This window comes from Holophagaceae bacterium, assembly GCA_016720465.1.
GTDB lineage: Bacteria > Acidobacteriota > Holophagae > Holophagales > Holophagaceae > JANXPB01.
In genome coordinates, this window is sequence record JADKKO010000004.1 from 1757539 (window position 1) to 1772907 (window position 15369).

Sequence of the window (15369 nt, forward strand, 5' to 3'; positions counted from 1 at the left end):
TGGTTCGGGGGGTAGTCTGAAGGAAGGCAAGGCGGCTTCGTTCACCGGCCCTTGAATTGCGCCGGGCGCTTCTCCAGGAAGGCGCCCATGCCTTCCCCCATGTCCTCGCTGGCGGCCAGCAAGCCGAAAAGCGCGGCCTCGAACTCCAGGCCTTGTTCCTGGGGCATTTCCAGGCCCTGGTGCACGGCGGTCAAGGCATGGGCCTGGGCAAGAGGGCCGCGGGTGAGCATGGTCTTGGCCAGTTTCTCGGTGCCGGCTTTCAGCTCGGCCTGGGGGAACACGCGGCTCACCAGGCCCATGCGCAGGGCGTCCGCGGCGTTCACCATTTCAGCGCTCAGGATCATGTCCAAGGCCACGCCCTTGCCCACCAGGCGGGGCAGGCGCTGGGTTCCGCCGTAGCCCGGGATGATGCCCAGGGACACTTCGGGGAGGCCGAATCTCGCGTTGTCCGAAGCCACCCTTACATGGCAGGCGAGGGCCAGCTCGCAGCCGCCGCCCAGCGCGAATCCATTGACCATGGCGATCACGGGCTTGGGCATGCGCTCGATGCGCTCGAACACGGCTTGCCCGGCCAGGCTCTGGCGCCGCGCGCTGGAACTGTCCAGATCCTTCAGTTCGGCGATGTCGGCGCCCGCCACGAAGGCCTTCTCTCCTGAGCCGGTGATGACGACCACACCCACCGCCGCGTCGTGTTCCAGCCCCGCGAAGGCCGAATCCAGTTCCTTCAGCACCTCGGTGTTCAAGGCGTTGAGCTTCTCGGGCCGGTTGATGGTCAGCCAGGCGATGCGGTCGGCGGTTTCGACGGTGATGACGGACATGGAAGCTCCAGATGGGGTTCGGGGCCAGTCTAGCGCAGGAGCTATCAGCTATCAGCTATGAGCCTTGAGCTATGAGCTTCATAGGGATGCGGCCGGAGGCCGCGACTTTACTCATGGCGCGCCGGAGGCGCCTCCAGATCAGCTGATGGCCGACGGCCGAAAGCTGAGAGCCCATACCCCCAGCCCTACTTCCTCGCATCCGGATCCAGGTACTTCCGCAGGAAATCCAGGGCCAGGGGCCAGGCCAGATGGGCGGCCTCGGAGTGGAAGCTGCTGCGCTGGTCGCAAAGAAGCCGTGGCCTGCATTTTCGAAACAAACGCTCAGGTAGCTCTTCTTGGCATCCAGAAGGGCGTCTTCCAGGGTCTTCCGCTGGTCGCTGGGGATCGATGCGTCCTGGCCTCCCCACACCAGCAGCAGGTGGCTGTTGAGGCGGTCCAGGCGGTCCAGGTGCTGGGGCATGTTGCCGCCGTAGAAGCTCGCCGAGCAGGCCAGGGGCAACGTGGTGGCCGCCAGGAAGCTCATGCGTCCCCCCATGCAGAATCCGATGCTGCCGAGCTTCCGCGAGGCGGTCTGGGCATCCGCTGCGAACCAGTCCCCGACCGCAAGGAAATCATCTTCAAGGCCTGGAAGGGTCATCTTCGCGGCTTCCTCGCGCCCAGGGGCGTAGTCATCGTAGGAGGTGATGAACCCCGGCGCGGTGCGATGGAAAAGTTCCGGCGCCATGGCCGTGAATCCCTCCATGGCGAAGCGTTCGCAGATTTCCCGGATATGGCCGTTCACCCCGAAGATCTCCTGCAGGACCAGCAGGCCCGGGGCCGTGGCCGCGTCCCTGGGGCGCGCCACAAAGGCCCTCATGGATGTGCCATCGCTCACGGACAGGTTGATCCATTGACCTTTGGCAGGATGCATGTCGGCCTCTTGTTTCCCGCATTGTGGTCCATGACCCGGGATTGGGCCAGCGCGGTTTGGAAAATAGGAACCGCAGGGCCACCCGGCCCTTCATCCATGAGCTAAGCTTTTCGCATGTTCAACCCGCCCCATCCCGAAACCTACCGCGACCAGCTCCGCGCATTCTTGCGGGAGGACTGGGGCACCAGGATTGGACTTCGGGTTCCGTGCGGGACCGGCCCATGCGCGGAGCCATCAAGGCCAAGTCGCTGCTGGTGTTGGCAGGCCTGCCCATGGCCACGGAAGTCCTCCGCATCGTCGATGAGCGCGTGAAGGCCACGCCCTGGCAGGAGGACGGCAGCATCGTGCAGCCCGGGAGTGTCGTCCTCGCCCTTGAGGGTCCGAGCCGTTCGATCCTGATGGCCGAACGGGTGATGCTCAACCTGCTCCAACGCCTGTCGGGCACCGCCACCCTCACGGGGATGTTCGTGGAGATGATCGAGGGGACCGGCGCGAAGATCCTCGATACCCGCAAGACGACGCCAGGCCTGAAGCTTCTGGAAAAGTACGCGGTCCGCTGCGGCGGGGGCTTCAACCACCGCCTCACCCTGGGCGATGGCGTGCTGCTGAAGGAAAACCATATCGCCGCCGCCGACAGCCTGCGGGACGCAGTGGAAGCCGCCCGCCGCCTGAGCCCCAGCCTCGTCCGCATCGAGGTCGAGGTCGAGCGGCTGGAGCAGCTCGCCCAGTGCCTGGAATTGCCGGAGGTGGATGGCGTGCTGCTCGACAACATGGATCTGGAAGCCCTGCGCGCCGCCGTGCAGATGCGCAATGCCTCCGGCCGCCGCCTGTTCTTGGAAGCCAGCGGCAACATCACCATTGAACGCGCCCGGGAAGTCGCCGAGACCGGCGTGGATTTCCTGAGCGTCGGCGCCCTCACCCACAGCGCCCCCGCTGCGGATCTCAGCCTGAGGCTGGAGGCCTGAGACCGAAAAAAATCAGGGTTTCCGCTTTTGTTCCGCGCGCACCACCAGCACATCGCAGGGCGCGTGCCGCACCACCCGCGCGGCGGTGCTGCCGAACAGCAGGCGCTCCCAAGTCGAATGGCCCACCTGGGCCACCACCAGCAGGGATTCCGGATCCGCGGCGGCGACCAACTCCTCGGCCGGGTTCCCCCAGCGGATCATGGCCTGGGCATTCGGAAACCCTTCGATCCACTTCTCCAACTGCTCTCCTGCCCGGCGTTCCATATCCTGGGTCCAGTCCGGGTCGGGCAGGGGCAGCTGGACTTCCGGCAGCAGCGGCGGAGGAAGCTGCAGGACATGCAAAGCGGTCAAGGGCGCCCCCAGTCTTTCTGCCAGGGACCGGGCCCGGTTCAGGGCCTGGCGGGAAGCCTCCGAAAAATCCACACCCACGAGCACCGACTGGAACATGGCATCCTCCGTCTCCAACATAGGCCGGAGCTGGAAGGAAAACACTGGGGATTGAATAATAGATGTTTAAACATATAATATCTCCAGGGCCGCTCCCCTGGCCCTGGAGGCACCGATGCTGACCTTGCGAAGATCCGGAGACCGGGGGCATTTCGATTTCGGCTGGCTGGATACGCGCCATACCTTTTCCTTCGGCGAGTATTTCGACCCTGCCCATCATCAGTTCCACGCCCTGCGGGTGATCAACGAGGACCGGGTCACGCCGGGGGCGGGCTTCGGGACCCACGGCCACAAGGACATGGAGATCCTCACCTGGGTGCTGGAGGGCGCCCTGGAGCACCAGGATTCCCTGGGCACCAAGGGCATCATCCGACCCGGCGAGGCCCAGATCATGAGCGCGGGCACCGGCATCCGCCACAGCGAATTCAATTCCTCCAAGTCCGAGTCTGTTCATTTTCTGCAGATCTGGGTGCTGCCCGAAGCCAAGGACCTGAGTCCGCGCTACGACCAGGTGGCCTTTCCCGACGAACGCTTCCGCAACACCTGGGGCCTCCTGGCCAGCCGGGATGGGGCGGAGGGTTCGGTGGTGGTGTTCCAGGATCTGAAAGTCCATGTGTCCCGTCTGGATGCCGGGGTGCAGCTCGTCCGCGACCTGGATCCCGGGCGGGTTGGCTGGCTGCACGTGGCCAAGGGTTCGGTCCTGGCCAACGGGCAAACCCTGAAAGCTGGTGATGCCCTGGCCCTGGAATCCGAATCCAAGTTGGTGGTGGAAGCCGATGACAGCAATGAAATCCTCTTTTTCGATCTGGAGTGACCATGAAGATGCGAGAGGTGAAGACCCTGATCCACGGCCAGCCCACCACGGATGGCAACAAGGTGCCCTTGGTGCGGCTGCTGCCCGGGGCGGGCATGCGGGGCAGCGAGGCCTTCCAGTTGATGGACCCCTTCCTGCTCATGGACCACTTCGGCCCCATGGTGCTGAGCCCCGGCACGGACGCGGGGTTTCCGCCCCATCCCCACCGTGGCTTCCAGACGCTCACCTACATGATGCAGGGGGCCTTCCGCCACCGCGACAGCACCGGCGGGCAGGGCCTCCTGGAACCGGGCGGCGCCCAGTTGATGAACGCAGGCAGCGGCATCGTGCATGAGGAGATGCCCGTGCCCGAGCATCTGGAGACCGGCGGTCCCATCGAAGGCGTCCAACTATGGATCAATCTGCCGAAATCCGAGAAGGGCAGCCAGCCCGGCTATACGGACCTGCACGCCGCCATGATGCCTTGGCAAGCCTTCGAAGGCGGCCGCCTGCGCGCACTGGCGGGCGAGTGGCTGGGCCGCACAGGTCCCGCGGAGACCCCGGCAAAGATCGCCTACGCCCACATCGAGCTGGAGGCCGGAAGCCGTTTCGAGCACTCGATTCCTGGAGGATTCCTGGCCGCGGTGGCGCTGCTCCACGGAGATGTTGTGGTATCAGGACAGAATCTCCGCCCGGATGATGTGGCTGTGTTCGGCGAAAAGGGCGAGGCCATCCGCGTGGAGAGCGCGCAGGGCGCAAGCCTGATGGTGCTCGCGGGGCTTCCCCTCAAGGAGCCCATCGCCCATTACGGGCCCTTCGTCATGAATACGCCTGAGGAAATCCAGCAGGCCTTCGATGACTACCAATCGGGCAAGATGGGGTTCCTGGGCTGAGGCCTTATTTCTGCTCAAATCCTTTGGCTTTGGCTTGCGCGGCCAGGGCTTCGGCCATGGCGGCATCCAACGTTTTCGCTGCGCCTTTTACCGCCAATTCCTTGCGCTTGGCCGCGATGAATTGGTCGCGCTCACCGCTGAGCTTCTGGATCTTCACCCGGAGCTCCACCCGGAGTTTGGCCTGGGCATCCACGTAGGCACGGGCTTCGGCGGGTTTCATGGCCTGCATCTCCTTCGGCAGATCCTTCTTGTCCAAGGACTCCAGTTTTTTTGAACCGGCCTTTTCCGCGTCCACCAGATCCCAGCCATCGGCCCGGTAGAAGCCCGAGGCTTTGGCCTTGGCCCTTTCATTGGCGGCGCCCGCTCCGGCTTCCATGGCATTGCGGTCCTGGACCGCCTGGTTCTGGAAGCTCGAACGGCCCTTCTCGCCGATGGGGATGTAGGTCTTGTTCAATTCCACCCCGAGGCGCTCGATCTCCGGATCCTGGGGCGATGGGATGTGGACGGCCTGGCGATCCTGGTCGATGTTCATGTAGCTGCCGCCGGCGATGCGCGCTCCGTCCGCCCAATTGGTGGAGACGCCTTCCCGGTAGGACCCGCAGAAGATGGTGTTCACCGTCAGGCCCTTCGCCCGCGCCACCTCGCAGCTTTGGTGGTAGTCCACGCGCCCCTGGGTGAAGGGCTCGTTGCCCGCGATGAAGACCACTTTCAGGTCCCGCGGCGAGGGGCTCCAATTCAATCCATCCGTGGCGGACTTGATCACCGCGCCGCAGTACTCGTCGCCGCCTCTGGTGGTAAGCGCGAACAGCTGCTCGGATACCCGATCCAGATCCGTGGTGAACGGCACCACCATGCGCAGGTGGCCCTCCCCCGCTGGGATGCTGGACTTGCCATACTCATAGAGCGCCACCTGGAGTTCCGGCGCCTGGCCGTCGCGGCGCAGCGGCGAGAATTGGTTCACGAAGGTCCAAAGCTGCGACTTCGCCTGGCCGATGAGGCCATCCATGCTGTTGCTGGTGTCCAGCAGGATCGCCACCTGGATGATGGGTTTTGGCGCGCGGGGACTGTGGATGGGGTCTGGAGATGGCGCTGCGGCCAGGGTCAAGCCGAGGCAGTTGAGCAACAGGCAGGGAGCAAGACGGCGCATGGAACCTCCTTCAGGGTTCGTGGGCCTCGGGGATGCGCGGGCGAGGGTTGCTGAAACATGCGCGGATCAGCGCAGGAGTTTCAATTCGGGATGATTTTCAACGCTCGCTCCACCCGGAAGGCCCCCGAGGCAAGGTGGTGGATCGCCCGCGCCAGGGCCTCCTTGCTGCATTCGAGGTCCCGGCACCAAGCGTCCATGGGGACTTCGCCGCCTTCGGGATTCCTGACGACCCATTGGCTCCAGAGGGAATCCAGCCGTTCCCTTTCGGGTTCTTCCTTGTCCCGCCAACTGCGCTCCTGGGGACGCTGAGGCTCATGGAAAGCCTCGCCCCGGAGCTTTTCCGGCAGGAATTGCTGCGCCTTGTCGTAGTCGCCGTGCGAGTAGTGGTAGCCCGCCCCCCGCCCGGCTTTCCGCGCGGTGCTCGTATTGGAGTCCCGCAGGGCATCCGGGATGGGCTGGTCCTCGGCGGCCAGGGCCGCGTCGATGGCTTTGATGGTGGCATTGCTTTTCTGCGCGTTGGCCACGTAGATGACCGCCTGAGCCAGGGGGATGCGGGCTTCGGGCCACCCGATGCGCTCCACGGCCCGCGACACGGTTTCGGCCAGGATGAAGGCCTGGGGATCGGCATTGCCCACGTCTTCGGCCGCTGTGACCATCAGGCGCCGGGCGATGAAGCGGGGATCCTCGCCGCCGCGGATCATGCGGCTAAGGTAGTAGAGCGCCGCGTCCGCATCGCTGCCGCGGAGGGATTTCTGGAAAGCCGAGGCCAGGTCGTAGTGGCCGTCGGCGCGGTCGAACAGCAGGCGGCCTCCCAGGGACGATTGCAGGGACGCGATATCCCGTTCCTGGGCCGGAAGGTCCGCCCACACCTCCAAGCCTGAAAGCGCCGAGCGTAGGTCCCCGCCGGCCCAGTGGGAGAGCCAGTCCAACAACTCGGACGGCGGCGGCGGATCCAGCTTTTCACGGGCCGCTGCTAGGTCCAGCACGCCCCGGATGGCGCTGGGCTCAAGAGCCTTCAGATCGAAGAGCTGGCAACGGCTGCGCAACGCGGGATTCAAATAGAAAGCCGGATTCTCGGTGGTGGCGCCGATGAGGATGGCTTCGCCGCGCTCCAGGAAGGGCAGCAAGATATCCTGCTGCGCGCGATTGAAACGATGGATCTCATCGAGAAAAATCACCGGGGGAACCGCGCGGAAAAGCGGCATGGACTTCTGGTCCAGCAGGAATTTCTTCAGCTCCGCTGCGGATCCCGTGACGCCGCTGAACTCCACGAAGCCGTGCCCGGTTTCCTTCGCCAGGATGCGCGCCAGCGTTGTTTTTCCAGTGCCCGGCGGGCCCCACATCACCATGGAGGGCAGGCGCTTCGACTGGGCCAGCCGCGTCAGCGCGCCTTTCGGACCCACTAGATGCGGCTGGCCCACGACTTCGTCCAGGGTCATGGGACGCATGCGCTCAGCCAGGGGGGCGGTCATGGCTCCAGATTAGCCCGGAGGGACCCCGTGAACAGGCAAACACCTGCGGGGGACTGCCGGTGCGAGTCGGGGATCGCTTAGAATCAAATCACCGCTGATAAAAATCCGTTGGCTAAGAAAAGCACAACCAAGCTTCACCCACCTGGAAGAAGGACGGCGCATGCGAACCCTGGATGAGAAGTCCTTTCAAACCCACGATGGGACATCCTTGTTCTACCGGCATGCGCCCGCCGCGCAGAAGCCACCCAAGGGAGCCATCGTCCTGTTCCATCGGGGACACGAGCACTCGGCCCGGATGATCCATCTGGCCGAGGAACTGGATCTCCCGGATTACGCCTTCTTCGCCTGGGATGCCCGGGGCAATGGACGCTCCCCAGGCGAGCGGGGGTTCAGCCCCAGCATCGGAACCTCCGTCCGGGATGTGCAGGCCTTCATCGACCACATCTGTCTGGAGCATGGCTTCACCCCGGCGCAGATCGCGGTGGTGGCGCAAAGCGTCGGCGCCGTGCTGGTGGCCACCTGGCTCCACGATTACGCGCCTGGGATCCGCTGCGCCGTGGTTGCCTCCCCGGCGTTCAGGGTCAAGCTCTACGTCCCCTTCGCCCGCGCCTTCCTTCGGCTCCGGATGGCCCTGTCGGGCAATTTCTTCGTCAACAGCTATGTGAAGGCCAAGTTCCTGACCCACGACCCCGAGCGCATCGCCAGCTACCAGACCGATCCGCTCATCACCCGGCCCATTTCCGTGAATCTCCTGCTCGGCCTCGATGAGGCAGCCGAGCGCGTGGTGGCCGATGCCCAGGCCATCACCACACCGGTGCAGATGCTCATCTCCGGCGCGGATTGGGTGGTGCGCCATGGGCCCCAGCATGCCTTTTTCAGCCGCTTGAGCGCATCGAGGAAGGAAAAGCATGTGTTCGAGGGGTTCTTCCATGACACCTTGGGCGAAAAAGATCGCGCCCAGGCGGTCTCCAAGGCTCGGACCTTCCTGTTGGCGGGCTTTGCGGAGCCCTTTTCACGTGCCGATTTGCGCAACTCCCACAAGGAGGGCTGGAGCAAGCGGGAAGCGGATGCCTTGGCCAAACCGCTCCTGCCGGTATCGCCGCGCGGACTCTACTGGGCCGCCACGCGGTTCGGGCTCTGGGTGGGCGGTTTCATTTCCGCAGGCATCCGGCTTGGACACGCCACTGGCTTCGATTCGGGGAGCACCTTGGACTATGTCTACCGCAACCGCCCCGAAGGCTTCACACCCATCGGGCGGATGGTGGATTGGTTCTACCTCAACTCCATCGGCTGGCGGGGAATCCGCCAGCGCAAGGTCCACCTGGAGGCTCTGCTGCAAGACGCCTTCGGAAGGCTGCATACCGCTGGACAGCCAGTCCATGTGCTGGACGTCGCTGCGGGGCATGGCCGGTATGTGCTGGAGGCCATCGAATCCCAGGCCCAGCGCCCCGAGAGCGTGCTGCTGCGGGACTTCAGCGATATCAATGTCCGCCAGGGCTCCGAACTGATCCAGGCCAAGGGCATGGAGGAATTCGCGCGTTTCGAAAAGGGCGATGCCTTCCATGGGGACAGCCTGGCCGCGGTGGAGCCCAAACCGACGGTGGCTGTTGTCTCGGGGCTTTACGAACTCTTTCCGGACAACGATAAGTTGGTGGCCTCCCTGGAGGGCCTGGCGCGGGCCGTGCCCCTGGGCGGCTATCTGGTCTACACGAACCAGCCCTGGCATCCCCAATTGGAGATGATCGCCCGGGCCCTCACCAGCCATCGCGAAGGAGCGGCCTGGGTCATGCGGCGCCGCAGCCAGGGCGAGATGGATCAACTGGTGGAGGCCGCCGGATTCAGGAAGCTCAGCCAGCGCATCGACGAGTGGGGGATCTTCACGGTATCGCTGGCTCAACGGGAAGCCTGATGGCGCATCCACCTCGGCCCTGCGGGCGGGCCGCGCTCTGGCTCGCCTTCCTGGGTCCATTCTTCTATCTGAGCTATGGCACCGCCAATTGGCTTGCTTCGCGCCGGATGGACGTCCCCTGCATCGTATTCGGCTGGGAGCGGCAGATTCCTTTCCTGCCCTGGACCATCCTGCCCTATTGGACCGAGAACCTCTTCTACGCGAGCGCCCTGTTCCTGTGCCTCGAACCTCGGGAAGTGGATATCCTCGGGCGCCGGATGCTGACCGCTCAGGTGGTGGCGGTTTCCTGCTTCATCCTTTTCCCGCTGGCCTTCAGCTTTCCCCAGCCCGCCGTCACAGGCTGGCCGGCCTTCCTGTTCGATGCGCTGCGGGGCTTCGACCGCCCCTTCAACCAGGCGCCCTCGCTGCATGTGGCGCTGGCCATCGTGCTGGGCGTCCACTTCCATCGGCTGGCAGCCCGGAGATGGCGGCCTCTCGTCGTGGGATGGTTCCTGCTGATCATCGGGTCGGTGCTCACCACCTACCAGCACCATTTCGTTGATATCCCCTCGGGCGCGCTGCTGGGATGGTTCTGCCTCTGGGCCTGGCCTGACACCGGACGCTCTCCCCTGACAACCTGGTCACTCCATCGGGATGCCAGCCGCTGGCGGCAGGCCGCGTACTACACCGGCGGCGCGTTGTTGGCGGGGACGCTCGGGATCGTTTTGTGGGGGTGGGCGGGTTGGCTGCTCTGGCCGGCCGTGTCGCTGGCCCTGGTGGCCCTGAACCACGCCTTCTTGGGTGCGGAGGGTTTCCAGAAAGGATCCGATGGGCGGCTGAGCTTGGCGGCCCGATGGCTGTTCGCGCCGTACCTCTGGGCCGCCCGCTTGAATTCCTGGCTGTGGACCCGCGCCCGGCCCCAGCCGGACGAGGTCATGGCAGGAGTCTGGCTGGGGAGGGCGCCCATCCACGGTGATGACGTGAATCGTTTCACCTGCCTGGTGGATCTCAGCGCGGAGTTATCGGTGCGACCGGAACACAAACATTACCGGAGCATCCCCATTCTGGACTTTTCCATTCCCGCTCCCTTGACCCTCGCGAGGGCAGCGGAGGCCATCGAAGGGGCGAGGAAGGAAGGGCCCGTCCTGGTGTTTTGCGCCCTGGGACGGTCCCGCAGCGCCGCGGCTGTGTGCAGCTGGTTGCTCCGCGAGGGCCGCGTCCATTCGGCGCGTGAAGCCATCGACCGCGTGGCCCGCTGCCGCCCCGTCTCGCTTTCCGATGAACATCTGCGGGCCATCGAGGGATCCCTGCACGCCACTCCCGGAGCCGCACCATGAACCCGCATCCGCCCACATCCCTGGTCACGGCCCGCCTTCTGGCTGCCTGGGCGCCGCTGGAACCCCCTGCGTGGATCCTGCTGCTGGCGGCCCTGGTCCTGCTTTGGCTTCACCCGGCCCCGCTTCCGACGGGGATGGGCGCAGCGAGCCTGCTGGCTGGAGTCTGCGGGCTCTACCTCGGCTGGCGCATCCGTTTCGATGCGGCGATATTCCTGGATCTGGCCGAGGCCCGCATCACTAATGGGGAATCCTTCGACGCAGCCATCAAGGAAATGGGTCTGCCCGGCGGTCCCGCGCGCAGCGAGGCCGAGCGGTGCCGCGGAGCGCTCCGGCTCCTGTACCAGCGCATCTTTTGGTTCCTGATCCAGGTGGCCGCCCTCGCGGTGGGCGTCTGGACGCGCTGACGGCGGGGAGATCAGTTCACACGCCGAGGAACGCAGATAATGCAGGGCCTCGCACAGAAATAAAGGAGTGTTTTCCCCGCGTTCTCCCTTTATTCTGCGAACCTCTGCGAGCGTTTTGATTTCAAAAGAACCGGAGCCACCATGGATTTCGCGCACTCACCCAAGGCCGCTGACTACATCCAGCGCGTGTCGGCCTTCATCGCCGATCACGTCTCGCCGTTTGAAGAAACCTACCTTTCGCAACTGAAGCGCGGGCCGCAGCCCTGGAATGTCCCGCCGCTGATGGAGGAGATGAAGGACAAGGCCAAGGCTGCGGGGCTCTGGAACCTGTTCCTGCCGGACGCGGAATATGGCGCGGGGCTCACCAACCTGGAGTACGCGCCGTTGGCGGAGCTCATGGGCCGCTCGCTCATCACTCCGGAGGTCTTCAACTGCAACGCGCCGGATACGGGCAACATGGAAGTGCTGGTGCAGTACGGATCCGCGGGCCAAAAAAAACAGTGGCTGAAGCCCCTGCTGGAAGGCAGGACCCGTTCGGCCTTCTGCATGACCGAGCCCGAGGTCGCCTCCAGCGACGCGACCAACATGCGCGCCACCGCGGTGGTGCAGGGCGATGAGATCGTCATCAACGGCCGCAAGTGGTGGAGCAGCGGCATCGGGCACCCCAACTGCGCCTTCGTCATCTTCATGGGGCTCACGGACCCCACCGCGCCGAAATACTCACAGCACTCCATGGTGCTGGTCCCGATCGATGCGCCGGGCTTAAAGGTGGAACGCATGGTGCCGGTGTTCGGCGCATTGGACGAGCCCTACGGCCACGGCGAAGTGAGTTTCACGGATGTGCGCGTGCCCATCGAGAACTTCATCAGCGGTCCGGGCCGCGGCTTCGAGATCGCCCAAGGGCGCCTGGGCCCTGGGCGCATCCACCACTGCATGCGCATCATCGGCGCCGCCGAGCGGGCCCTGGAACTCATGTGCCAGCGCTCCCTCACCCGCGTGGCCTTCGGCAAACCCCTGGCGCTGCTGGGCGGCAACCGGGACATCATCGCCAACGCCCGCATGGCCATCGAACAGGCGCGGCTGCTCACGCTCAAGGCCGCGTGGCTCATGGACACCGTCGGTGTGAAGGGCGCCAAGAGCGAGATCTCCCAGATCAAGGTCGTCGCGCCGAACATGGCGCAACTGGTCATCGACCAGGCCATCCAGATGCACGGCGGCGCAGGGCTTAGCGAGGATTTCCCCCTCACGGGGCTCTATGCTTACGCCAGAATGCTCCGCCTCGCCGACGGCCCCGACGAAGTGCATCGCGCCAGCATCGCCAAGGGGGAGCTCAAGGCGCAGGCGGAAAAGGCGGGGATGGAAATGTCGAAAAAATGAGAAGATTATTTTGCCGGGGATATACGGGGATGAACGGGGATAAGAACGTGATCGGTGTTTGCTTTCATCCCGGTGCATCCGTTTTTATCCCCGGCGATTGATCTTTCTCTTTGTCCCCGGCAAACGCCCATCAATTGCCCTTGGTTCGCTCTGGGATTACCTTTGGATGGCAGGGGAGTGCCCATGAAGCTACGAGTGGTTCTGGAACCGAGCGAAGAGGGTGGGTTCACGGCGATCGTTCCGGCGCTTCCCGGATGCCTAAGCGAAGGCGACACCCGCGATGAGGCCCTGGCCAACGTCCAAGAGGCGATCGAGCTATATCTCGAATCAGTGGATGACGATGCCACTTTCTCTCCGGATTCCGAGGTCTTTGAGATCGCTGTATGACCAAAGTCCCCTGCCTGAACTATGAGCAAGTAGTCCGGGCGCTGAACAGGGACGGCTGGGTTGTGGTACGCCAGCGGGGCAGCCACATCCGATTGCAGAAACACACACCCGACGAAACACTGAAACTGATTGTGCCGGCGCACAGGCCGATCAAGCGCTCCACGCTGTCACACATATTGAAACAGGCCCGCTTAACGGTGGATGAGTTGCAGAACCTCCTCTGATGTAATCGTTATTGGCCCCCAACCAAGTCCATCGTGCCAGCATCGCCGAGCAGGAACTTAAGGCCCAGGCGGCGTAGGCGGGGAAGGAGATGGCGAAAAAATGAAAAGGACTTTTTGATCAGGGATGAAGGGGATAAAGGGGATGAGAACAAGGTTGGCGCTTGCTTTCCCCTCCCTTTATCCTTGTTGTTTCGGCTCTTCCTCGGTGAGTTGCGCAGGCTCAGGGACAATGTCAAATTCAATAAGATGGTTCGCAATTTAGATGGTTTTTTCAAGTTGGTGCCGCGGAGTTCTTGTGCCCCTGATCGATGAATCCGGCCCCATCCGCAATGGCGAGGAACTGGACATCCCAGCGGTGGATGCCTTTCTCAAGCGCGTGGATCCAAGCTTGGCGGGAACGCCCGTCATCACGCAGTTCCCTGGGGGAGCATCGAATCTGACCTACCTGGTTTGCTACGACAACCGCGAGCTGATCCTGCGGCGGCCGCCGTTCGGGCACAAGGCGAAGAGCGCCCACGACATGGGGCGGGAGGCGCGCATCATGGCGGCGCTAAAAGCCCACTATCCCTACGTTCCGGATGTGCTGGCCGTTTGCGAGGACGCGAGCGTCCTGGGCAGCGAATTCTATGTGATGGAACGCATCCGGGGGCTGATCCCGCGCCAGGATCTGCCGGAAGGAATGAACCTCAATGAAGCCGAGACGCGCCAGCTTTGCCTCAACGTTCTCGACAAGCTCATCGAACTGCATCAGGTGGATTGGAAGGCCGCGGGTCTGGAGTCGCTGGGCAGGGGCGAAGGCTACGTGCAGCGCCAGATCGAGGGCTGGAGCGACCGCTACCGGAAGGCGCGCACGGACAACGCCGTGGATTTCGAGGGTGTGATGGCCTGGCTCGCCAAGAACATGCCTGCGCAGGACAGCGCCACCTGCCTGATCCACAACGATTTCCGTTTCGACAACGTCGTATTGGATCCGGAACAGCCCACGAGGGTGATCGGCGTGCTGGATTGGGAGATGGCGACGCTGGGTGATCCCTTGATGGACCTCGGCAACTCGCTTGCCTATTGGGTCCAGGCGGACGACGACGAAACCTTCAAGCGCATGCGGCGCCAACCCACGCACCTGCCGGGCATGCTGACGCGCCAGGAAGCCATCGACTACTACACCGCCCGGACCGGGCGGAAGGTGGACGACATCACCTTTTATCTGATTTACGGCCTATTCCGCCTGGCGGTGATCGTGCAGCAGATCTACTACCGCTACCACCACGGCCAGACCGCGAACCCGGCCTTCAAAGGTTTCGTCCACATCACGAACCACCTCGAACAGCGCTGCCTGAAGCTGATCGCGGCGTCGAAAGTTTAAAAAAACACCACGCGGAGGGCAGCGGAGGAGCGGAGGGAAGCGGAGAAAAACTAGAAAGCATTGGTTATGACCTTTTTCCCTCCGCTACCCTCCGCTTTTCTCCGCTGCCCTCCGCGTGGTTAGCTTTTTATAGGCATTACCGACGATTCAGGAGAACTGATGACCCCAGCGACCTTTGATCTCAGCGGCAAGATCGCCTTGGTGACGGGGGCCAGCCGGGGCATCGGCGAGGCGATTGCGAAATTGCTGGCCGCCCACGGGGCCCACGTCATCGTCTCCAGCCGCAAAGCGGAGCACTGCGCGCCCGTGGTGCAGGCGATCGAGGCGAGCGGTGGTTCGGCGGAGGCCCTGGGCTGCCACATCGGGGAGATGGAGCAGATCGAAGCCATCTTCACGGCCATCGAGGCCAAGCATGGGCGCCTCGACATCCTGGTGAACAACGCCGCGGCCAATCCCTACTTCGGACCCATTCTGGACACGCCCATGGGCGCCTTCCAGAAGACCGTGGACGTGAATATCCGGGGCTATTTCTACATGTCCGTGGGCGGCGCGAAACTCATGAAGCAGGGTGGCGCCATCGTGAACGTGGCCTCGGTGAACGGCGTCATTCCCGGCCCCTTCCAGGGCATCTACTCCATGACCAAGGCGGCGATCATCTCCATGACCCACGCCTTCGCCAAGGAGTGCGCGCCGATGAAGATCCGTGTCAACGCGCTGCTGCCGGGATTTACGGACACCAAGTTCGCCTCGGCGCTGACAGGCAATGCCGCGATCCTGGAAAAAGCCCTGGAGCACATTCCGATGCATCGCGTCGCCCAGCCCGAAGAGATGGCTGGAGCGGTGCTGTACCTGGTGTCCAGCGCCGCCGGCTACACCACGGGCACCTGCCTCAACGTGGACGGCGGATACCTGACGGTCTGATTTTTCCCATCCTTACTGGAAAC

The 15369-nt window shown here is 63.9% G+C and carries 16 protein-coding genes; 11 read left to right on the plus strand and 5 right to left on the minus strand.

Translation table 11 applies throughout. The features are described 5' to 3' along the window. Window positions 1-41 precede the first annotated feature (41 nt). Both IPQ13_15060 and IPQ13_15065 read right to left on the minus strand, forming a co-directional pair. A complete protein-coding gene (locus IPQ13_15060) occupies window positions 42-818 on the minus strand; it encodes an enoyl-CoA hydratase/isomerase family protein (protein MBL0212210.1) in 777 nt (258 codons plus the stop codon). Window positions 819-873: 55 nt separating this feature from the next. Further along, on the minus strand, window positions 874-1728 hold the full coding sequence (locus tag IPQ13_15065; protein MBL0212211.1) for a dienelactone hydrolase family protein: 855 nt from the start codon (window positions 1726-1728) through the stop codon (window positions 874-876). Between the two features lie 161 nt (window positions 1729-1889). On the opposite strand from IPQ13_15065, the gene nadC reads away from it, so the two are divergent. After that, window positions 1890-2693, plus strand: a complete 804-nt coding sequence (nadC, locus tag IPQ13_15070) for a carboxylating nicotinate-nucleotide diphosphorylase (GenBank protein MBL0212212.1) — start codon at window positions 1890-1892, stop codon at window positions 2691-2693. A gap of 12 nt (window positions 2694-2705) precedes the next feature. On the opposite strand, the gene IPQ13_15075 is transcribed toward nadC, so the two are convergent. Continuing rightward, window positions 2706-3140, minus strand: coding sequence for a universal stress protein (locus IPQ13_15075; protein MBL0212213.1), 435 nt, complete (start codon window positions 3138-3140; stop codon window positions 2706-2708). 115 nt (window positions 3141-3255) lie between these two features. Between IPQ13_15075 and IPQ13_15080 the strand changes: the two genes are divergently transcribed. Both IPQ13_15080 and IPQ13_15085 read left to right on the plus strand, forming a co-directional pair. Beyond that, on the plus strand, window positions 3256-3954 hold the full coding sequence (locus IPQ13_15080; GenBank protein MBL0212214.1) for a pirin family protein: 699 nt from the start codon (window positions 3256-3258) through the stop codon (window positions 3952-3954). 2 nt (window positions 3955-3956) lie between these two features. Next, a complete protein-coding gene (locus tag IPQ13_15085) occupies window positions 3957-4826 on the plus strand; it encodes a pirin family protein (protein MBL0212215.1) in 870 nt (289 codons plus the stop codon). Between the two features lie 4 nt (window positions 4827-4830). Here IPQ13_15085 and IPQ13_15090 read toward each other — a convergent pair whose 3' ends face one another. Together IPQ13_15090 and IPQ13_15095 are read right to left on the minus strand one after the other, a co-directional pair. Continuing rightward, window positions 4831-5973: a VWA domain-containing protein gene (locus IPQ13_15090; GenBank protein ID MBL0212216.1), complete on the minus strand. Its 1143-nt coding sequence runs from the start codon at window positions 5971-5973 to the stop codon at window positions 4831-4833. Between the two features lie 80 nt (window positions 5974-6053). Then, window positions 6054-7445, minus strand: a complete 1392-nt coding sequence (locus IPQ13_15095; protein MBL0212217.1) for a replication-associated recombination protein A — start codon at window positions 7443-7445, stop codon at window positions 6054-6056. Window positions 7446-7605: 160 nt separating this feature from the next. Between IPQ13_15095 and IPQ13_15100 the strand changes: the two genes are divergently transcribed. From IPQ13_15100 to IPQ13_15135, 8 genes are all read left to right on the plus strand, one after another. Then, the gene (locus tag IPQ13_15100; protein MBL0212218.1) at window positions 7606-9354 is read left to right on the plus strand and encodes a bifunctional alpha/beta hydrolase/class I SAM-dependent methyltransferase; all 1749 of its coding nucleotides are present in this window, start codon (window positions 7606-7608) and stop codon (window positions 9352-9354) included. Beyond that, window positions 9354-10670 (plus strand): phosphatase PAP2/dual specificity phosphatase family protein, encoded by a 1317-nt coding sequence (locus tag IPQ13_15105; GenBank protein ID MBL0212219.1) that lies wholly within the window; start codon window positions 9354-9356, stop codon window positions 10668-10670. The genes IPQ13_15100 and IPQ13_15105 overlap by 1 nt, the downstream gene beginning before the upstream one ends. Further along, window positions 10667-11074: a hypothetical protein gene (locus tag IPQ13_15110; GenBank protein MBL0212220.1), complete on the plus strand. Its 408-nt coding sequence runs from the start codon at window positions 10667-10669 to the stop codon at window positions 11072-11074. Before IPQ13_15105 ends, IPQ13_15110 begins: the two co-directional genes overlap by 4 nt. A 141-nt stretch (window positions 11075-11215) precedes the next feature. Continuing rightward, window positions 11216-12451, plus strand: coding sequence for an acyl-CoA dehydrogenase family protein (locus tag IPQ13_15115; protein MBL0212221.1), 1236 nt, complete (start codon window positions 11216-11218; stop codon window positions 12449-12451). 183 nt (window positions 12452-12634) lie between these two features. Beyond that, window positions 12635-12838, plus strand: coding sequence for a type II toxin-antitoxin system HicB family antitoxin (locus IPQ13_15120; protein ID MBL0212222.1), 204 nt, complete (start codon window positions 12635-12637; stop codon window positions 12836-12838). Next, complete coding sequence (locus IPQ13_15125) at window positions 12835-13062, plus strand: type II toxin-antitoxin system HicA family toxin (GenBank protein MBL0212223.1); 228 nt, start codon at window positions 12835-12837, stop codon at window positions 13060-13062. The genes IPQ13_15120 and IPQ13_15125 overlap by 4 nt, the downstream gene beginning before the upstream one ends. 295 nt (window positions 13063-13357) lie before the next feature. Beyond that, window positions 13358-14425 (plus strand): phosphotransferase family protein, encoded by a 1068-nt coding sequence (locus IPQ13_15130; protein ID MBL0212224.1) that lies wholly within the window; start codon window positions 13358-13360, stop codon window positions 14423-14425. A 159-nt stretch (window positions 14426-14584) separates the two neighbouring features. Beyond that, window positions 14585-15346: an SDR family oxidoreductase gene (locus tag IPQ13_15135; protein ID MBL0212225.1), complete on the plus strand. Its 762-nt coding sequence runs from the start codon at window positions 14585-14587 to the stop codon at window positions 15344-15346. The last annotated feature ends 23 nt before the right edge of the window (window positions 15347-15369 follow it).